This window comes from Lentzea sp. NPDC092896 (assembly GCF_044754905.1).
Classification (GTDB): Bacteria; Actinomycetota; Actinomycetes; order Mycobacteriales; family Pseudonocardiaceae; genus Lentzea.
The window spans coordinates 871905-890735 of record NZ_JBIVPX010000003.1 but is presented as its reverse complement, the minus strand read 5'-3'; the positions used below and the strand labels follow the sequence as shown (position 1 = coordinate 890735).

The following is an 18831-nucleotide window of genomic DNA, read 5'->3' as shown; positions in this document are numbered from 1 at the left end:
TGGTACGCGATCACGGGTGCTTCGTGCGTCCTGGCTGATCCTCGCGATCACGAACAGGTGCACTCACTTCTGCTGGCCCTGCTGAACCGGCCGGAGGGCTGAGGGGCGGCAACGCCTCCATCGCCTCACTCCGGTTCAGCCCGGTCGCCTGCAGCAGGTCCACCGCGACACTCCGGATCTGCGCCAGCACGACCTTGGACGAGAACCCGTCCCCACCGAGACGCCGCGCGGTGAGATGCCGCGCGGCGTCCCGCACGGCCTCCCGAGTCTTCTTGGGCTCGGCCCCCTTCTCCAACTCGCCCTTCAAGCAGTCCACAGCGTCCGCGTAGTCCTTCAACACATCCGGCACCCCGTCCGGAATGGGTTCATCGGCCTTCAACGCAGCCATGGTCCGCCGAGCCAACACACGCGTGTTCCGAATCGCGTAGTCCACCGGCCCAGCCGCAACCTGATACCGCTTGAGCTCGTCCTTGGACCGCCACCGAATGGGCGCGATCCGAGCAATCTCACTCCCGGTCTGCAACGCGGCTTTGTAGTCGTCAATGGTCGTCTGACTGGTCCGCAACTCGGCGAGCACCCCAGCAGCCTTGACCGAGTCCTTCTCCTCCAAGGCCTCAGCAAGAGTCCGCAACGCCAAGCTCAACGTGTTGGTGAGCGCCTTCAACTGCCGCTGCGCCACCGTGACGGGATTGGCCGGAATGAGCGCCGCAACAGCCAGCCCGACCAGCCCACCGGTCAACGCGTCGATCATCCGGTCGAACCCACCACCAGCACTGGGCGGCAACAACGTGGCCACCAGAACAGCGCTACTACCAGCCTGCAACGCGATAACGGACCCACCGTCCAACAACACGGCGGCCGACATCGCCAACGCAACCACGAGCGCGATCTGCCAGGGCCCACTACCGATCCAACTGATCAGCGCGTCGCCAACCCCAACACCAACAGAAACACCGACAACGAGCTCACCGACCCGCCGCAACCGCTGCCCCAGCGAAACCCCAAGACAAACGACAGCGGCGATCGGCGCGAAGAACGGGTGCTGATGCCCGATGACAAGGGTCGCCACAACCCAGGCAAGCCCAGCGGACAGAGCACTTTGGACGATCGGCAACGCGGCCCCGCGCCACCGCGAGAACCCACGCCCGACCGCATCCCTGACCGCGCCCACAACTCACCCGACCCGCTAGTACACCGATGCCAGCCGCCAGTCTCATCGCCCGCGAAGCCGAAGGCGAGCCGTCCTTACCGAACGGGCTGGGCGGTGGGGTCCCGTCACGAGTCGCACCACAGCTCTTGCTGCATGCAGGTAGGGGTGTCAAGCGGGCACGCTTTTCGCCCGCTTGACACCCCTACCTGCATGTGGCCCGCTCTTGGTGCGGCTCGTGACGGGACCCCACCGCCAACGCAACCTTCTAAGCAACAGGCAGCCGCCCAAAGCAACAGGCGTGCCATCTACCCGCGTATGGCGCGGACCCCCCGATCAGATTGCCGGGGGTCTGGGGGCAGAGCCCCCAGGGAACGCACGCAAGGTGAGTTCGCCGCAAGCAAGCCAGGGAACGCTACGGACCGAGCGTCAGGCCAGACCCAGCGCGGCCGGAGCCTCAGGATCCGAGTCAGCGAGGAACTTCGAGCACCGATCCCACTCCTCGTCCTCCCCGATCTCGCGAGCGGCAAGAGCCAGCGCCGCGAGCGCCCGAAGGAAACCCTGGTTAGGCCGGTGGTTCCACGGCACAGGCCCAAACCCCTTCCACCCAGACCGCCGCAGCTGGTCAAGCCCACGGTGGTACCCAGTCCGGGCGTAGGCGTAAGCGGCAACGGGGTCCCCGGAGTGCAGAGCGCGCTCGGCCAGCAGCGCCCACGCCTCGGAGAAGTCCGGGTAGGCCCGGACGATCTTGGCGGGGTCGGTGCCGCCATCAGCGGCGGCCTGCGCCTCAGGGCGTTCGGGAAGACGAGTCGGCTCGGGCCCGAGGAGGTTCTCAACCATGCGTCCCATCGTGCCGCATGCCCCAGTCCGTACTAGATGAACATCCTCATGACGGCGGCCACAACGGCCAACATCAGCACGGTGACGAGCACCCCGGCGATGATCCGCTGCTTCGTGGTCGCCTTGTACCTGTCGTCATACCCGTCAGAGCTCATGCCCGTGCACCTTGCCGATCCACCCCACCGAACTTCAACTTCGCGCACGCCCGTTCACTCCATCGTGCACACGAATTGGAAACATCAGGGTAAAACCAGGGCCGTTCGCCCTACCTGGACACCCGAGCTGCGCTCATGATGTTCGGATGATTCAGGGGGTAAGGCAGTTCCGGGACCAGTACTGGGAGCGGGGCGCGCCCGGCCGGGAGACACCACAAGCGCTCACGAAGCAGCTCTACCAGCTGTGGCTCGTCGGTCTCCTGCTCAAGTTGATCGGGTCGTCGTGGGACGTCTCGTGGCACTTCAAGTGGTTGCGCGACGACCTCGCGCCGCCACACCTGATCAACACGGTCGGCACGGTCATCGTGGTCGCGCTGACGTTGTTCCACACGTTCACCGGGTACGGCGGCGACAAGCTGACCATCCGGTTGATGCAGGTCGGCAGCGGGATCTTCCTCATCGCCCTGCCGATCGACATCATCAACCACCGCGTCAACGGGCTCGACATCACGAGCTGGAGCGGCTCACACGCGCTGCTCTACCTGGGCACGGCCGTGATGCTGGCCGGCGCGATCCGCGGGTGGATGAAGTACTACCCCGCGGGCAACGCGAGGACCCTCGGCCTGACGGCCCTGTGGTTCTTCTTCCTGGAGAACGTCTGGTTCCCCAACCAGCACCAGGAGTACGGCGTGCGCGCGTTGCAGGCCTGGGACAGCGGTAAGGCCGAGGCCGAACCCATTCTCCTCCAGTTCGCCGCGGACCAGCTGGGCGTGCCGGTCGGACGCGAGGCGGTCGTGCACTTCGCGCTGCCCATCGCGGACTGGGTCTACCCGGTGTGGGGGCTCGTCGCGGCGGCGATCGTGCTGGTCATCGCCCGGCGCACGATCGACAGGCCCTGGGCGGCCACAGTGGTCGCCGGCGGGTACGTCGCGTACCGGTGCCTGATCTGGCCGTTGCTCGCCGGGATCGACTTCCCGAAGTCCGCCGTGCCGCTGTTCCTGATCCTGGTCGGGCTCGCGATCGACGCGGCGCACGCGGTCAAGATGCCCACGCCGGCCGCGGCCGTGCTCGGGTCGGCGGCCGTCACGACGGTCGGCTACGTCGGCATCTGGTTCCAGCAGGAGTACCTGTGGGGGCCGCCGATCTCGTTCTCGTCGGCGGCGGTCACGGCCGTGCTGCTGGCGGTGCTGTGGACGGTCGGGGACATGGTGATCCATCGACCGGAGACGCAACTGATCGCGTCACGCCTCAAGCTGGGCTGACAACCGGCTGGTGATCCGGCCGAACAGCTCCGCGAGAGGCTCGCCGACGTCCCGCCCGAACTCGGTCAACCCGTAGGTGACCTGGGGCGGGGTCGTCGGCTCTACCTTCCGCCAGATCAGGCCGTCCTCGACGAGCCCGCGCAGGGTCTGGGAGAGCATCTTCTCGCTGATGCCGCGGATGCTCTCGCGCAGCTCGAAGAACCTGAGGTCGTTGGTCTGCAGGGAGATCAGCACCCAGATTCCCCACCGACTCGTCACGTGGTCGACCATCTCGCGCGCGGGGCAGTCGGTGTGAAACACCTCATACCGCTCCTTCGACCCGGACCGCGTGAACTGAGTTCCGACCGCCATGTCCGGAGCTTACCCAGAGGTACGTCCTTACGAAACGTAAGCCCGGTTCCTAGCGTCGTCACCACAACGACGAAGGAGCTTCAAAATGATCGTGGTGACCGGCGCTACCGGCAACATCGGCAGGCCTCTGACGACGGCGCTGGCGAAGGCCGGCGAGCAGGTGACGGCCGTGTCGCGGCACGTGGCGGACGTCCCGGACGGCGTCAAGCACGTCGTGGCCGATCTGGCCGCCCCGAAGACCCTCCCGCTGGACGGCGCCAAGGCGTTGTTCCTGCTGCTGTCCGGCGATCTGCACGCCGTCGGCGCCAACCCGGCCGACGTCATCGCCCAGGCCGCGGACAGCGGGGTTCGCCGAATCGTCCTGCTCTCCACGCTGGGTGTGGTGACCAGGCCGTTCGGCACGACGCGGATCGCGATGCTGGAACTGGAGGACTCACTGCGGACCTCCGGCCTGGACTGGTCGATCATCAGGCCGGGCGGCTTCGCGTCCAACGCGCTGTGGTGGGCCGAGTCCGTCAAAACCCAGCGAACCGTCGCGGCACCGTTCGGCGACACCGGCGTACCGATCCTCGATCCGACGGACATCGCCGAGGTCGCGGCCGCCTGCCTGACCGACGACCGGCACAGCAGCAAGATCTACGAGCTGACCGGCCCGGAGGTGATCACGCCACGGCAGCAGACCGAGGCCATCGCACGAGCACTCGGCGAACCGGTGCGGTTCCACGAGCTCACCCGTGCCGAGGCCAAGGCGGGCATGGAGAACCTCATGCCGGGCGAACTCGCCGACGACACCCTGGACATCCTCGGCGCGCCGACCGAGCACGAGCAGCGCGTCAGCCCGGACGTGCAGGAAGTCCTCGGCCGCGCACCACACACGTTCGCTGCCTGGGCCGAACGCAACGTGGAAGCCTTCCGCTGAAAGCAAAAGGGCCCCGGCACGCAGCCGGGGCCCTCGTCACGCCAGGTGTCAGCCCGCGATCATGCGGCCCGACGACTTGAGGTGCTCACAGGCCTGCGCGATGCGCGCGCCCATGGCCGTCTCGGCGGCCTTGAGGTAGCTGCGCGGGTCGTAGACCTTCTTGTTGCCGACCTCGCCGTCGATCTTCAGCACACCGTCGTAGTTCGCGAACATGTGCGCCGCGATCGGACGGGTGAACGCGTACTGCGTGTCCGTGTCGATGTTCATCTTGATGACGCCGTACGACACGGCCTCGTGGATCTCCTCGAGCAGCGAGCCGGAGCCGCCGTGGAAGACGAGGTCGAACGGCTTGGAGCCGGCCGGGAGACCCAGCTTCTCCGCCACCACGTCCTGGCCCTGCTTGAGGATCTCCGGACGCAGCTTCACGTTGCCCGGCTTGTAGACGCCGTGCACGTTGCCGAAGGTCGCGGCGAGCAGGTAGCGACCCTTCTCGCCGGCGCCCAGCGCCTCGAGGGTCTTCAGGTAGTCCTCGGCGGTCGTGTAGAGCTTGTCGTTGATCTCGTTGTCGACGCCGTCCTCCTCGCCACCGACGACACCGACCTCGATCTCGAGGACGATCTTCGCCTTGGCGGACAGGTCGAGCAGCTCGCTCGCGATCTGGAGGTTCTCGTCCAGCGCGACGGCCGAGCCGTCCCACATGTGCGACTGGAAGAGCGGGTTGCCGCCCTTGTCGACGCGCTCCTGGCTGATCGCGATCAGCGGACGCACGTACCCGTCGAGCTTGTCCTTCGGGCAGTGGTCGGTGTGCAGCGCGATGTTCACGGGGTACTTGGCCGCGACGACGTGCGCGAACTCCGCGAGCGCCACGGCGCCGGTCACCATGTCCTTGACCTTGGTGCCCGAGGCGAACTCGGCACCGCCGGTCGAGACCTGGATGATGCCGTCGCTCTCAGCCTCGGCGAAGCCGCGCAGAGCCGCGTTGAGCGTCTCCGACGACGTGACGTTGATGGCGGGGTAGGCGAACTCGTTCGCCTTGGCCCGGTCCAGCATCTCCGCGTAGACCTCGGGAGTTGCGATGGGCATCGGTGGTCCTCCTCAGGCGCCCTGAACGGGTGTCAGCTCGCATCCTACGAGGCCGAGTCACGGGGCCAACTCGGTGGCCGCCCTCACAGAGTGATCGATCAAGTACCAGTTGACCAGCCGGTCTGCGCTACCCGCCGGTAGGGGGATAGTGGATGACATGGCAACTGCTCAGTGGAACGGCAAGATCATCGCTTCGAGCGACGACACCGTCGTGGTCGAAGGCAACCACTACTTCCCGCTGGAGTCGGTCGATCCGGCCGTGTTGAAGCCGACCGACCACACCTCGCACTGCCCGTGGAAGGGCGACGCGAACTACTACTCGTTGCAGGTGGACGGCGCCGAGAACACCAACGCGGCCTGGTACTACGCCGAGCCGAAGGACGCGGCGAAGCAGATCAAGGGCCACGTGGCGTTCTGGAAGGGCGTCGAGATCAGCGCCTGAGCCCGAGGGCGTCGGCCAGTTCCGCGTAGTGGCCGTTCAGCGACTGGACGGCCACGTGGTCGGCGCCGGCATCGATGTGCGCACGCAGCTTCGCGGCCACCTGGTCCGGGCTGCCGTGCGCGACCAACGCGTCCACGAGGCGATCCGACCCCTTCACGTCCTCCGCGGTGAACCCGTAGCGCTGCCAGTTGTTCGTGTAGTTGGTGAGCGAGAAGTAGAACGAGAGCTTCTCGCGCGCGATGGCACGCGCCACCTCCGCGTCCTCGTCGACGACGACGGTCACCTCGGGCGCGAGGAGCTTGTCGCCGAGCACCTTGCGAGCCTCGGCGGTGTGCTCGACCGGCACGAGGTACGGGTGGGCGCCCGCGGTCCGCTCGGCGGCGAGCCTGAGGACCTTCGGGCCGAGGGCTGCGAGCACCAGCCGGTCGGCGGGCACGTCGAGCCGGTCGAGGTAGGACACGAGCTTGTCGTAGGGCTTCTCGTAGGCCTGGTCGAGCTGCGGGTGACCCACGCCGACGCCGAGCAGGAACCTGTCGCTCGCGAGCCTGTTGACCTCGGCCGCGACCGCCTCAGGCTCGGACTGCCACACGTTGACGATGCCGGTCGCGATGGTGATCGACTCCGTGGTGTCCAGCGCCTCGCCGACCACACCGATCTCCGGTGAGCCGCCGATCCAGAACGCCCCGTAGCCGAGCGCCTCGATCTCGCCGATCCTCCCGGCCCACTCGTGGTGCGAGCCCCAGACCCCGAACGTTCCCAGCATGCGAACCCCAATCGTCGCGGCGTACTACCTTTCGCAGTATGCCGATCTTGAGCACCACTGACCTGAACGTGTCCCGCCTCTGCCTGGGCGGCAACGTGTTCGGCTGGACCGCTGACGAGGACCAGTCGTTCGCAGTGCTCGACGCCTACACCGGGGCGGGCGGGAACTTCATCGACACCGCCGACGTGTACTCGGCCTGGGGCGAGGGCCTCTCCGGCGGCGAGTCGGAGACGATCATCGGCAGGTGGCTGGCCGGACGGGGCGACCGCGACCAGATCGTGGTGGCCACGAAGGTCGGCATGCTCGCCGGTTTCAACAATCAGAAGCGCGACACGGTGCTGACGGCCGCCGAACGCTCGCTGAAGCGGCTCGGCGTCGACCACATCGACCTCTACTACAACCACGTCGACGACCCGAACACGCCGCTCGAGGAGACGCTGGCCGCCTACGACCAGCTCGTCCGCGACGGCAAGGTCCGGTACGTCGCCGCGTCCAACTTCTCCGCCGGACGACTGGCACAGGCGCTGGAGATCCAGGAACGCGAGGGCTTCGCGAAGTTCGTGGCGCTGCAGCCCGAGTACAGCCTGGTCAGCCGCGCCAAGTTCGAGGGCGAGCTCCAGGACACCGTGGCGAGGCTCGGCCTCGCCACCCTGACCTACTCGTCGCTCGCCAAGGGCTTCCTGAGCGGCAAGTACCGGCCGGGCGTCGAGGTTCAGAGCGCACGGGCCGGCGCGGCCTCGAAGTTCCTCGACGAGCACGGTCTGCAGGTCCTCGAGGTGCTCGACGAGCTGGCCGAGACGCACGAGACCTCGGTCGCCGCGGTTGCCCTCGCGTGGCTCGCCCAGCAGCCGACGGTGGCCGCGCCGATCGCGTCCGCCCGGACGTTGGAGCAGCTCAGCGACCTGCTCCCGGCGCTGACCCTGGAGCTCACTCAGGCCGAGGTGGATCGCCTCAGCGCAATTTAACTTGCCAGTAGCTTACCGGGAGTAGGTTGCGTTACCGTGACGAGCATGGACGTCACGGGCAAGGTGGTACTGATCACCGGCGCGGCCAGGGGCATCGGCGCCGAGGTGGCGAGGCAACTGGCCGCGCGCGGGGCTCGTCTCGCGCTCGTAGGGCTGGAGAAGGCCCAGCTAGAAGAGGTCGCGCGGCAGACCGGCGGCAAGGCGTGGGAAGCCGATGTCACGGACTGGGACGTGCTCGACCGCGTGATGAACGAGGTCGCGGCCCACTTCGGCGGCATCGACGTCGTGGTGGCGAACGCGGGCATCGCGGCCACGGGGTTCGTGCGCTCGATGGACCCGAAGGCGTTCGAACGGGTCATCGAGGTCAACCTGCTCGGGGTGTGGCGCACGGTCCGCACGGCGCTGCCGCACCTGATCAAGAGCCGCGGTTACTGCCTGGTCGTGTCGTCGCTCGCGGCGATCGTCCACATCCCCGGCAACGCGGCCTACTCGGCGGCCAAGGCGGGCTGCGAAGCGTTTGCGGACAGCCTCCGCGCCGAGGTGAGGCACCTGGGCGTCGACGTCGGCACCGCGTACTTCTCGTGGATCTCCACGGACATGGTCAACAGCGCCGACGAGCACCCGGTCTTCGGCAAGCTGCGCAAGGGCATGCCCGGCGTGGCCGGCAAGAAGTACCCCGTCCGCAACGTCGGCAGGGCCGTGGTCAGGGGCATCGAGAAGCGGGCGAAGGCGGTCCACGTCCCCGGCTGGGTCGGCGCTCTGAAGTACTTCCGCGCGTTCACGCCGATGGTCGTGGACCGCCAGGCGGTCGAGGAGGTGGCGGCGGCCGACCTCGAGATGGCGAAGTCGGACACCTCGGGACTGGTCGGGCCGGGCGGTCAGGCCGCTAGTCGGTGAGCCAGGAGCCGAGCAGGGCGTTCCAGACGCGGATCTCCCACTTCGTGATGACGTTCGCCGGCGTGTAGGGATCGGCGGAGAGGATCTCCTTCAGCGAGGCCTCGTCCGCCGCCTCGTAGATGATCAACGCGCCGGTGTCGTCCGCGTACGGACCTGCGGCGAGGACCACGCCCTTCTCGGCGAGAGAGGCGATGTACTCGCGGTGTGCCGGGCGCACCGCGAGGCGCTTCTCGCTGTCGGGACCGAACACCAATTCGACTGCAAAGCGGGCCATGCGTCCACCGTAGCGACGCTGACCGGTACCGTCCTACCTTGTGGTTGGCGAAGAAACCCCGCGCACCGTGCAGGACACCCTGACCAACCTGCGAATCAAGGACGGCGTCGCAGGACCTCCCACAGGGCCCCTCACGCTCGAAGACCTGTACAAGCAGCACCGCATGCGCCTCGTGAGGCTCGCGCTGCTGCTCGTGGACGAGCCGTCCACAGCCGAGGACGTGGTCCAGGAGGCGTTCGCCGGCCTGCACCGCAACTGGAAGGGCCTCCGGGACGCCCAGGCGGCCGTCGGCTACCTCCGCACGGCCGTGGTCAACGGCTCCCGCAGCGTGCTGCGCCGGCGCAAGACGGCCCGCGACTACATCCCGCCGCACGTGGCGAACGCACGTTCGGCCGAGTCGCTGGCGATGCTGACCGCGGAGCACCAGGCCGTGGTCAAGGCGTTGCAGCAGCTGCCACCGCGCCAGCGCGAGGTGCTCGTGCTGCGCTACTACGGCGACCTGTCCGAGGCGGAGATCGCCGAGGCCACGGGCATCTCGAAGGGCACCGTGAAGTCGACGGCGTCCCGTGCGCTCGACGCCCTGCAGAAGATCATGGCCGGGTAGTTCCGACAGTAAGCAAACTTCACCGTTCAGCCAGTTGAGGCCGTTTCGTCCGTTGCGGGCGGTTTCAGCTCGTAAGACCACGCGCCCAAATCGGTACTTGGTATAGACCAATAGGCCCCCCATGCCGCAGGATCAGTTCCCGTGGCACGCAGACACGTGGTCGCCGTTGACATCGGTGGCACCGAAACCAAGGCGGCGCTGGTCTCCGGGACCCGGGAGTCGGTGGCGGCGCAGAAGCACGCTCGCCGGGCGACTCCCGGCGAGCTGGCGCCTCTCCTCGACGTCATCGCCGAGCTCGTCAGCGAGCTGGGCGACGCCTCCGAACACGAGATCGACGCCGTGGGGATCGTGGCGCCGGGCATCGTGGACGAGGCCAACGGCGTCGGCGTGTACACGACGAACCTGCCGTGGAGCCAGTTCCCGTTCAGCACCGTCCTCACCGAACGGCTGGGCCTGCCCGTCGCGTTCGGCCACGACGTGCGTGCCGCGGGCCTGGCCGAATGCCGCATGGGTGCCGCCAGGGACCTGAGCAACGCGGTGATCATGCCCATCGGCACCGGCATCGCCGGCGCGCTGCTGCTGGACGGCAAGATCTACAGCGGCGAGGGCTACGCGGGTGAGATCGGACATGTGAACGTCGGCCACGGCGTGCCCTGCGCCTGTGGCCAGATCGGCTGCGTGGAGACAGTGGCGTCCTCCGCGGCGATCGCCCGCCGGTACACCGCACGTACCGGCACCCCCGTCAAAGGGGCCGCTGAGGTCGCACTCAGGGTCAGGGACGGGGATCAGGACGCAGTCGCCGTGTGGCACGAGGCCGTGGACGCGCTCGCCAGGGGGATCCTGGTGCTGGCGACGCTGCTCGGTCCGGAGGCCGTCGTGCTCGGCGGTGGGCTCGCACTCGCAGGAGACCTGCTGGTGGAGCCCCTGAGGGAAAGGCTGGACGGGCTGATCGCCTTCCAGCGCCGACCGGAGCTTCGGCTCGCGGCGCTCGGCGACGAGGCGGGCTTCCTCGGCGCGGCGCTGCTGGCCATCGACACGCTGGAGGCGTGATGAGCACGTGGGGTGGACCTGTCGACGTGATCCTGACCGGGGGTCGGGTCGTCACGCCGGGCGGAGTGCTCGAGAACGGGTGGGTCAGCGTCAAGGACGGCAGGATCGCCGCGGTCGGTGAGGGGGCGGCGCCGGAGGGCCCGACCCACGACGTCGGTGGCGGCACGATCGTGCCGGGGTTCGTCGACATCCACTGCCACGGCGGTGGCGGTGCCGCGTTCACCAGCAGTGACCCGGAGAAGGTCCGCAAGGCCGCGGCGGCGCACCGCAAGCACGGCACCACGACGGTGCTGGCCTCGCTGGTCACCCGCCCCGTGCCGGAGCTGGCCGACCAGGTGTCCGCGCTGGCCGAACTGGTCCAGGAGGGCGTCGTCGCCGGCGTCCACCTCGAAGGCCCGTTCCTGTCCGCCGCCCGCTGCGGCGCGCACGACCCGGCGATCCTGTGCCCGCCGGAGCAGACCGCGGTGGCGAAGCTGCTCGACGCGGGCAAGGGCACCATCCGCATGGTCACCATCGCGCCCGAACTGGAGGGCGCGGTCAACGCCGTGCGTCAGCTCGTGGACAACAACGTCCTCGCCGCCATCGGCCACACCGACGCGACCGAGGCGCAGGTCAGGCCCGCCGTCGACGCCGGCGCGTCCGTGGCGACGCACCTGTTCAACGGCATGCGCCCGCTGCACCACCGCGAGCCCGGCCCGATCGGCGCGCTGCTGGACGACGAACGCGTGACCGTCGAGCTCATCTGCGACCTGGTGCACCTGCACCCGACCGCCGTCCGCCTCGCCGCGCGCCACGCGGGCCTCCAGCGCACCGTTCTCATCACCGACGCCATCGCGGCGGCGAGCGTGGGCGACGGCGTGTACGACATCGGCGGCCTGGAAGTGCGCGTCGTCGACGGAGTGCCAACGTTGGCAGGAGGCGCCTCGCTGGCCGGCAGCACGCTCACGATGGACATGGCGTTCCGCAACGCCGTCAACTCGTGCGGACTGTCGCTCGTGGAGGCCACGCATGCCGCCTCGACCCGCGGTGCGGAGCTGCTCGGCCTCGACACGGGCAAGCTGGAAGCCGGACTCGCTGCGGACATCGTCGTCCTCGATGCAGAATTGAAGCCGCAGGACGTGATGGTCAGGGGCGAGTGGGTCAAGGAATAGGTGGATGGCGGACGATCCGGAACGACTGGTGACCGACGCGTTGCGAGCGCAGGCGACCAGCACGAATGCCGGATTTGCCGTACCTGTCCCAATTGACGACGAGCGTCCCGCACCCATGTCCGCGTGGTGGGTGCTGGGCCTCGCGCTCCTGTTGGGCCTGGCAGCGGGCACGGTGGCCGCAGTGATCACCCTGAGCTGACCTGTACCGTTGTCGCCGTGACGATTGCATTGGGCCCTGACTGGCTGGACCCCACCGTTCTGCTGAACGGGCTCGGCCCGTACATGCTCATCGGGTTGTGCCTCATCATCTTCGCGGAGTGCGGGCTCCTCGTCGGTTTCTTCCTGCCCGGCGACTCGCTGCTGTTCACGGCGGGTCTCTTCGTCGCGGCGGGCACCATCGACACCCCGCTCTGGCTCGTCTGCGTGCTGCTGACGGTGTGCGCGTTCATCGGCAACGTCGCCGGCTACTACATCGGCGTGAAGGCCGGTCCGGCGCTGTTCAGCAAGCCGGAGTCGAAGATCTTCAAGAAGGAGTACGTCGACAAGACGCAGGAGTTCTTCGACAAGTACGGCGCGCGCGCCATCGTCCTCGCCCGGTTCGTGCCGATCGTCCGCACGTTCATCACGGCGATGGCCGGTGTCGGCAAGATGGACCCGAAGAAGTACTTCACGTACTCCGCGATCGGTGGCGTGGCGTGGGCCGCGGGTCTGACGATCCTGGGCTACTTCCTCGGCCAGGTCGCGTTCATCAAGAACAACCTCGAGATCACGCTGATCGCCATCGTGCTCCTGTCGGTCGTGCCGATCATCATCGAGGTGATCAAGGCCCGCAAGGAGAAGAAGACGCTCGTGCAGGCCGAGGCCGACGACATCACCCAGGTCATGCAGGCGCAGATCCAGGACGACTCGACGCAGATCATCCCCCGCGTGGAGCGCTGACGTAGCTGAAGGCCCGTCTGTTCCGGCAGGCGGGCTTTTTGCCGGCGCAGTTTGAATACAGAGCTGTACTGTATTTATATGGTCATCATTGCGGGGGCGGGTCCGACCGGCTTGGCGCTGGCGTGCGGACTCCGGAAGCACGGGGTGGAAGTGCGGATCGTGGACGCGGCGGACGGGCCGGCCACGACGTCGCGGGCGTTGGGGGTGCAGCCGCGCGGGGCGGAGGTGCTGGCGAGGCTGGGGGCGCTGGGCGACCTGCCGGAGAAGGCGATCCGGATGGAAGCACTGCGCGTCAACGGGAGGAAGCGGCTCGACTTGACGCCGATGCGCGACGCGGGGGCGTTGATCGCGTCGCAGACGTGGGTCGAGCAACGGCTGCGGGACCGGCTGGCCGAGCTGGGGGTCGCCGTCGAGTGGAACACGCCGATCGGGTCGGTCCCGGCGCGCGGCGACGACTGGCTGGTCGGCTGCGACGGCGCGCACTCGGCGGTGCGCAAGATCGCCGGGATCTCGTTCGACGGCGAGGCGGTGATGGAGAACTTCCTGCTGCGCGACCTGCACGCCGACTGGGATCTCGACCGGACCTCGATGCACATCTACGTCGAGGACGGACACCTGACGGCGGTCTTCCCGCTGCCCGGCGACGACCTCTGGCGGGTCATGTCGCCGGACGGCGGGCGGTGGACGCCGGGGCCGATCGGCGCCGTGGACTGGGAGTCGACGTTCCGCATCCACCGGCGGCTGGCGTCGGCCTACCGGCGCGGCAACGTCCTGCTGGCGGGCGACGCCGCGCACATCCACAGCCCGTTGGGCGGGCAGGGCATGAACACCGGTCTCGGTGACGCGGAGAACCTCGCCTGGAAGCTCGCGCTCGTGGTGCAGGGCAAGGCCGCCGCGTCGTTGCTCGAAACCTACGAGACCGAACGGCGGCCGGTCGCCGCGAAGGTGCTCGGGTCGACCACGCCGGCGACGCGGATCTCGATGGGCTCCGGGCGCATCTCACGACTGGCGCGCGGCCTGCTGTTCCCGCTGCTGGGCCTCCCGCCGGTGCGGCGCGGTCTCATCCGGTTCGCCTCGCAGCTCGGCGTCCGCTACTCGGGACCAGTGGGCGGGCCGCGGGTGCCGGCGTTCGCCAGGGTCGGCCGGTGGGTGCTGGCGGGGCCCGCGACCTGCCTGGAGGTGGCGCGGGAACGGCTCGGGGACGTCGTGCACCATGAACGCGCCGGCGACACGCTGCTGGTGCGTCCCGACGGACACCTGGCGTGGCGCGGTCCGTCTTCCCCGGAGAGGCTTTCTGCGTGGCTGAACGAAGTGCTGGGCGTCCCCGCGACCCCGAGGCAGACAACGCGATCCTGACGGCCGCTTTCGAGCTGTTCCTGGAACGCGGCCTCGACGGCACGTCGATCGAGCAGGTGGCTCGTCGTGCGGGAGTGACCCGCGCGACGGTCTACCGCCGGTTCGCCACCAAGGAAGAGCTGCTGTTCAGCGTGATCGAGCTGCCGCGCGACGTCGCGGCGCTCGACCCCGCGCGGATGGCCGTGTCCTCGCAGGAGGAGATCATCAAGGGCTGGGCCGCGCTGATGTCGACGGGCGAGGCGGTCCAGTTGCTGCGCCGCATCATCGGCGCGTCCGCGGACAACTTCGGGTTGATGCGGCGGTACTGGGAGCTCTTCATCGCACCGCGCCGGGCGGTCCTCAAGGACCTGGTGCGTCCCGGTTTTCCGCCCGGTACCGACATGGACGTCGTCGTGGACATGGCCGGAGGTGCGCTTTTCTACCGCGCGCTGACCCGCCCGGAGCACAACACCCCGGACGAACTGGAGACCTATCTCCACAAGGTGTTGCACCAGGTCGGCTATCGGCCCTAGGTTGCTAGTGGTCTGGACCACCTGGGTGGAGGCCACCGATGTCGTTGTTCCGCAAGGGAGTGGCGGTCGCGTTGGCCGCACTGTCCGTCTCAGCCGGCATCGGTGTCGCCGACGCCTCGCCCAGGAAGATCGTGGGCGCCTACTACGGAAACTGGTACAGCGGCTCGAAGCCGATCTCGTCGATCCCCTCGAACACGCCGATCACGCACCTGTTCTACGCGTTCTCGCTCATCGAGAACGGCAAGTGCGTGATGCCGGCGGAGACCGCGCCCAAGGACTTCGCGGACATCCGGGATCTCAAGAAGCGCAAGCCTTCGTTGAAGGCGCTGATCTCACTGGGCGGCTGGGGTGCGGGCGGGTTCTCCGACGCCGCACTGACTCCCGCCTCGCGCAGGACGCTCGTTCAGTCCTGTGTGGACCTGTTCTTCCGCGACGGCACGTTCGACGGCATCGACATCGACTGGGAGTTCCCGGTCTACGGCGGCCCCACGGAGATCACCGACCGTCCCGCGGACAAGCGCAACATGACGCTGCTGACCCGTGACTTCCGCAAGGCGCTGGGCTCGCGCAAGCTCGTCACCGCCGCGCTGCCCGCCGGCCGGCTGCAGACCGACGGACCGTACGACGTGGCGAAGTCGTTCGAGCTGCGCGAACTGTCGCAGATCATGGACTTCATCAACGTCATGACCTACGACCTGGGCACCGGCTTCTCGCCCGTGTCCACGTTCAACGCCGGTTTCCGCGAGGTCGCCAACGACCCGATGCCTGCCGCGGACCGCAAGTGGAACAACGTCGTCGGCGCCATCGACTACTACCAGCGGCACGGCGTCTCGCCGCGCAAAATGGTGCTCGGCACGCCGTTCTACGGCCGTGGCTTCAACGTGAAGACCGAAGGCCCGCAGCACGGCCTCTACCAGGCCTACGACAGCGCGTTCTGGGTCGACGGCTACGACGAGGCGCTGAAGCTGAAGGCGACCCCGGGCTGGCAGGAGTACTGGCACCCGGTCGCGCAGTCGCCGTGGCTGTACAACGCGGCCGAGAAGAAGTTCGTGTCGTACGAGAACCCGCGGTCGATCGGGATCCGCGCGGACTTCGCCCGCGCACGTGGGCTGCTCGGCACGTTCATGTGGGAGCTCGGGCACGACGACGCCCAGTACTCGCTGCTGAAGGCAATGTCGCGCTGACTTGAGTCTCCCGTAGCGTCAAGGTGTTGGTTGAGCTCCATGACCGACACCACTCGACGTGAAGTGCTGGGATGGCTGGCCGGACTCGGTGCGGCAGCGGGCGTCGGCCTGCTGCCGGGCCGGGCCAGTGCCTCCGTCGGCGTCACCGCGTTGCGCGACGTCACGCTCATCGACTCGTCCGGCGTCCGCTCCAACTCGACGATCGTCCTGGCGGACAACAAGATTCTTGCGGTCGGCTCGTGCGACCTGCCGCTGCCGCGCGGCTCCACGGTGCTGAACTTCGCCGGCAAGTTCGTCATCCCCGGCCTGTGGGACATGCACGTGCACGGCGCGTACATGGACCGGATCACGTTGCCGCTGTGCCTGGCCAACGGCGTGACGGGCATCCGCGAGATGTGGGGCTTCCCGCAGATCTACGAGCTGCGCGAACGGATCGAGCGCGGCGAGGTGCTCGGGCCCAGGTTGATCGTCGGCAGCACCATCGTCGACGGGCCGCACTCGACGCTGCCCGGCGCGTTGATCGTCAGCACGCCCGACGAGGGCCGTCAGGCAGTGCGGGACGCGAAGACCCAGGGCGCGGACTTCGTCAAGGTCTACTCGTTCCTCGACCGCGCGACGCTCGCCGCCATCGCGAACGAGTGCTCGAAGCAGGCCATCACGTTCGCCGGGCACTGCTCGAACCACGTCGCGCTGGGCGACGCGAGCGACCTGGGGCAGCACACGTTCGAGCACATGTACGGCCTGCCGCTCGCCACGAGCAGGCGGGAAACCCCGCTGCGCCAGGCGATCGCGGACCTGCCGCTCGACCCGGCGAACTCGTTCGCGTGGTTCAGGCAGGTGCTGGAGTTCGAACGGCAGGCAACCCTGTCACACAGCCGAAGCAAGGCCGCTCAGCTCGCGAAACGGTTGCAGCGCAACAACTCCGCACTGGTGCCGACGATCGTCACCATGCGGGTGTTCGCCAGCCCGCTGGACCGGTTCGCGAACGACCCGCGGATGAAGTACATGCCCGCGTTCTACCGGGACTTCTGGCGAGACGGGCTGAAGAACTGGGCTCCGGTGACCGAGCAGGAGATCAGGCAGCAGGCGGAGTTCCTGCGGCGCCGCATGGACCAGGTCGCCGAGATGCACGCCCACGGCGTCGAGGTCCTGGCCGGCACGGATGCGGGCAACCCGTACACGTTCCCCGGTTTCTCACTGCACGACGAGCTGGAACTGCTGGTCGAGGCGGGCCTGTCCGCGAAGGCTGCGCTGAGGGCCGGCACGCGGGACGCCGCCGTGAAGCCCGGCGAGGCCGCGAACCTCGTGGTGCTCGACGGCAACCCGCTCAAGGACATCCGCAACACGCAACGGATCCACACCGTGCTGACCCGCGGCAAGGTGCTCGGGCCGGCCGAACGGCAGCGGATGCTCGCGGACGTGGAGAAGGCCGCTCAGGAGCCGATCCCCACGGCCGCGCGCACCTGTTGCTAGAACATCGAGCCCGGGTTGAACAGGTTCTCCGGGTCCAGCGCGCGTTTGATCTCGCGGTGGACCCGGAGGCCGACCGGCCCGATCTCCTTCGCCAGCCACTCGCGCTTGATCTTGCCGATGCCGTGCTCGCCGGTGACCGTGCCGCCGAGCGAGAGCCCGACCGCGAGGATGTCGTCGAACGCCTTCTGGGCGCGCGCGAACTGGTCGGCGTCTGCGGGGTCGTAGACGATCGTCGGGTGCATGTTGCCGTCGCCCGCGTGGCCGACGACAGCGATCTTGAGCCCGACCTCCCTGGCGATGTCCTCGCAGCCCTGGATGAGTTCGGCGATGCGGGTGCGGGGCACGCACACGTCGTCGGTCAGCCACGAGCCGTAGATCTCCAGCGCGGTGAGCACCGCCCGGCGCGCCGTGAGCAGGTCGCGGCCCTCGTTGACGTCGTGGGTCGCGTAGACGAGATCGGCCTCCAGGCAGATCTCCTCGATCTTCTGCAGCTCGTGCCTGGCCTGCTCGCCGCCCGCGTCGGACTGGCAGATCAGCAACGCCGCGCAGCCCGGCCCGGCGCCGAGCTCGGTCTTCAGGTACTGCTCGACGGCCTCGATCGAGGTGCGGTCCATGATCTCCATCAGCGATGGCACCAGGCCCTCGCGGACGATCCGGCTGACCGCGGCGCCGGCCGTGGCGGTGCTGCTGAACGCGGCCACCAGCGTGGCGGGGGCCTGCGGGAGGGGCCGCAGGGCGAGCGTGGCCTTGGTGATCACGCCCAAAGTGCCCTCGGAACCGATGAAGAGCTTGGTGAGGTCGTAGCCCGCGACGCCCTTGACCGTGCGGCGGCCGGTGCGCAACACCTCGCCGTCGGCCAGCACGACCTCCAGCCCGAGCACCGAGTCGGTGGTCACGCCGTACTTCACGCAGCACAGGCCACCTGCGTTGGTGGAGAGGTTGCCGCCGATCGTGCACCAGTCGTAGCTGCTCGGGTCCGGCGGGTAGAACAGGCCGTCCTTCTCGACGGCACCCCGCAGGTCGAGGTTCACCACGCCGGGCTCGACGACGGCCAGGCGGTTGTCGGTGTCGATCTCCACGATCGCGTTCATCTTCGTCGTGACCAGCACGACGCAACCCTCGATGGCGTTCGCGGCACCGGACAACCCGCTGCCGGCGCCACGCGGGACGATCGGCACGCGATGGCTCGCACAGGCTCTCACCACGGCCTGGACCTGCTCGGTGTTCAGCGGGAACACCACGGCCAACGGGCTGCCGTGCGGCGCCAACGGCATCATGTCGCGCTGATAGCTCGCGGTGACGTCGGCATCGGTCAGGACACCTGAGTCACCCACGGCGGTGCGGAGTTCAGCGAGCAAGCTCTCCATGCTCACCACGCTAGTAGGACGGCTCGGCACAGTGGCGGGTCAATTCACGCCCGGCGAGATGTGCCGAACCGCCCCGCTGGTCCGATTCGACTGGTTC

22 protein-coding genes are annotated in these 18831 nt (G+C 68.3%); 14 read left to right on the top strand and 8 right to left on the bottom strand.

What is annotated here, in order from left to right; all coding sequences use genetic code 11:
* Positions 1-10 precede the first annotated feature (10 nt).
* The 3 genes from ACIQF0_RS20165 to ACIQF0_RS20155 all read right to left on the bottom strand — a co-directional run bounded on the left by ACIQF0_RS20165 (position 11) and on the right by ACIQF0_RS20155 (position 2142).
* Positions 11-1114, bottom strand: coding sequence for an aromatic acid exporter family protein (locus ACIQF0_RS20165; protein WP_401031239.1), 1104 nt, complete (start codon positions 1112-1114; stop codon positions 11-13).
* A 462-nt stretch (positions 1115-1576) separates the two neighbouring features.
* Complete coding sequence (locus ACIQF0_RS20160; protein WP_401031237.1) at positions 1577-1987, bottom strand: DUF3151 domain-containing protein; 411 nt, start codon at positions 1985-1987, stop codon at positions 1577-1579.
* Between the two features lie 32 nt (positions 1988-2019).
* Complete coding sequence (locus ACIQF0_RS20155; protein WP_281251333.1) at positions 2020-2142, bottom strand: hypothetical protein; 123 nt, start codon at positions 2140-2142, stop codon at positions 2020-2022.
* 146 nt (positions 2143-2288) lie between these two features.
* Between ACIQF0_RS20155 and ACIQF0_RS20150 the strand changes: the two genes are divergently transcribed.
* Entirely contained in the window at positions 2289-3404 is a 1116-nt protein-coding gene (locus ACIQF0_RS20150) for a hypothetical protein (protein ID WP_401031235.1), read from the top strand.
* On the opposite strand, the gene ACIQF0_RS20145 is transcribed toward ACIQF0_RS20150, so the two are convergent.
* Positions 3384-3755, bottom strand: a complete 372-nt coding sequence (locus tag ACIQF0_RS20145; protein WP_401031233.1) for a winged helix-turn-helix transcriptional regulator — start codon at positions 3753-3755, stop codon at positions 3384-3386. The genes ACIQF0_RS20150 and ACIQF0_RS20145 overlap by 21 nt on opposite strands.
* Before the next feature lie 85 nt (positions 3756-3840).
* Between ACIQF0_RS20145 and ACIQF0_RS20140 the strand changes: the two genes are divergently transcribed.
* Positions 3841-4674 (top strand): SDR family oxidoreductase, encoded by an 834-nt coding sequence (locus ACIQF0_RS20140; RefSeq protein ID WP_401031232.1) that lies wholly within the window; start codon positions 3841-3843, stop codon positions 4672-4674.
* Between the two features lie 48 nt (positions 4675-4722).
* Here ACIQF0_RS20140 and fbaA read toward each other — a convergent pair whose 3' ends face one another.
* Positions 4723-5757 carry a class II fructose-bisphosphate aldolase gene (fbaA, locus tag ACIQF0_RS20135; RefSeq protein WP_319976576.1) on the bottom strand — a complete coding sequence of 345 codons (1035 nt, stop codon included), beginning with the start codon at positions 5755-5757 and terminating at the stop codon, positions 4723-4725.
* A gap of 157 nt (positions 5758-5914) precedes the next feature.
* Between fbaA and ACIQF0_RS20130 the strand changes: the two genes are divergently transcribed.
* Entirely contained in the window at positions 5915-6199 is a 285-nt protein-coding gene (locus tag ACIQF0_RS20130; RefSeq protein ID WP_360040782.1) for a DUF427 domain-containing protein, read from the top strand.
* On the opposite strand, the gene ACIQF0_RS20125 is transcribed toward ACIQF0_RS20130, so the two are convergent.
* Complete coding sequence (locus tag ACIQF0_RS20125; protein WP_401031230.1) at positions 6189-6962, bottom strand: TIGR03620 family F420-dependent LLM class oxidoreductase; 774 nt, start codon at positions 6960-6962, stop codon at positions 6189-6191. The genes ACIQF0_RS20130 and ACIQF0_RS20125 overlap by 11 nt on opposite strands.
* A gap of 38 nt (positions 6963-7000) precedes the next feature.
* Between ACIQF0_RS20125 and ACIQF0_RS20120 the strand changes: the two genes are divergently transcribed.
* Positions 7001-7927: an aldo/keto reductase gene (locus ACIQF0_RS20120; protein ID WP_401031229.1), complete on the top strand. Its 927-nt coding sequence runs from the start codon at positions 7001-7003 to the stop codon at positions 7925-7927.
* 45 nt (positions 7928-7972) lie between these two features.
* Positions 7973-8824, top strand: coding sequence for an SDR family oxidoreductase (locus tag ACIQF0_RS20115; protein ID WP_401031227.1), 852 nt, complete (start codon positions 7973-7975; stop codon positions 8822-8824).
* Here the strand turns inward: ACIQF0_RS20115 and ACIQF0_RS20110 are convergent.
* Positions 8814-9098, bottom strand: a complete 285-nt coding sequence (locus ACIQF0_RS20110; RefSeq protein WP_319976570.1) for a YciI family protein — start codon at positions 9096-9098, stop codon at positions 8814-8816. The two genes, ACIQF0_RS20115 and ACIQF0_RS20110, sit on opposite strands and share 11 nt — an antisense overlap.
* A gap of 40 nt (positions 9099-9138) precedes the next feature.
* Here ACIQF0_RS20110 and ACIQF0_RS20105 point away from each other — a divergent pair, with 40 nt between their 5' ends.
* The 9 genes from ACIQF0_RS20105 (at position 9139) to ACIQF0_RS20065 (ending at position 17367) form a co-directional block, all read left to right on the top strand.
* A complete protein-coding gene (locus tag ACIQF0_RS20105; protein ID WP_093595593.1) occupies positions 9139-9702 on the top strand; it encodes a SigE family RNA polymerase sigma factor in 564 nt (187 codons plus the stop codon).
* Between the two features lie 141 nt (positions 9703-9843).
* Positions 9844-10752, top strand: coding sequence for an ROK family protein (locus ACIQF0_RS20100; RefSeq protein WP_401031225.1), 909 nt, complete (start codon positions 9844-9846; stop codon positions 10750-10752).
* The gene (nagA, locus tag ACIQF0_RS20095) at positions 10752-11903 is read left to right on the top strand and encodes an N-acetylglucosamine-6-phosphate deacetylase (RefSeq protein WP_401031223.1); all 1152 of its coding nucleotides are present in this window, start codon (positions 10752-10754) and stop codon (positions 11901-11903) included. The genes ACIQF0_RS20100 and nagA overlap by 1 nt, the downstream gene beginning before the upstream one ends.
* Positions 11904-11907: 4 nt before the next feature.
* A complete protein-coding gene (locus ACIQF0_RS20090; RefSeq protein WP_401031221.1) occupies positions 11908-12102 on the top strand; it encodes a hypothetical protein in 195 nt (64 codons plus the stop codon).
* A gap of 23 nt (positions 12103-12125) precedes the next feature.
* Positions 12126-12842 (top strand): VTT domain-containing protein, encoded by a 717-nt coding sequence (locus tag ACIQF0_RS20085; RefSeq protein ID WP_360041070.1) that lies wholly within the window; start codon positions 12126-12128, stop codon positions 12840-12842.
* A gap of 78 nt (positions 12843-12920) precedes the next feature.
* Positions 12921-14198: an FAD-dependent monooxygenase gene (locus tag ACIQF0_RS20080; RefSeq protein WP_401031219.1), complete on the top strand. Its 1278-nt coding sequence runs from the start codon at positions 12921-12923 to the stop codon at positions 14196-14198.
* The gene (locus ACIQF0_RS20075; protein ID WP_360040753.1) at positions 14141-14710 is read left to right on the top strand and encodes a TetR/AcrR family transcriptional regulator; all 570 of its coding nucleotides are present in this window, start codon (positions 14141-14143) and stop codon (positions 14708-14710) included. Before ACIQF0_RS20080 ends, ACIQF0_RS20075 begins: the two co-directional genes overlap by 58 nt.
* Positions 14711-14748: 38 nt before the next feature.
* Positions 14749-15894 carry a glycoside hydrolase family 18 protein gene (locus ACIQF0_RS20070; protein WP_401031217.1) on the top strand — a complete coding sequence of 382 codons (1146 nt, stop codon included), beginning with the start codon at positions 14749-14751 and terminating at the stop codon, positions 15892-15894.
* 39 nt (positions 15895-15933) lie between these two features.
* A complete protein-coding gene (locus tag ACIQF0_RS20065) occupies positions 15934-17367 on the top strand; it encodes an amidohydrolase family protein (protein ID WP_401031215.1) in 1434 nt (477 codons plus the stop codon).
* Here ACIQF0_RS20065 and ACIQF0_RS20060 read toward each other — a convergent pair.
* Entirely contained in the window at positions 17364-18734 is a 1371-nt protein-coding gene (locus ACIQF0_RS20060) for an FAD-binding oxidoreductase (RefSeq protein WP_401031213.1), read from the bottom strand. The two genes, ACIQF0_RS20065 and ACIQF0_RS20060, sit on opposite strands and share 4 nt — an antisense overlap.
* Between the last annotated feature and the right edge of the window lie 97 nt (positions 18735-18831).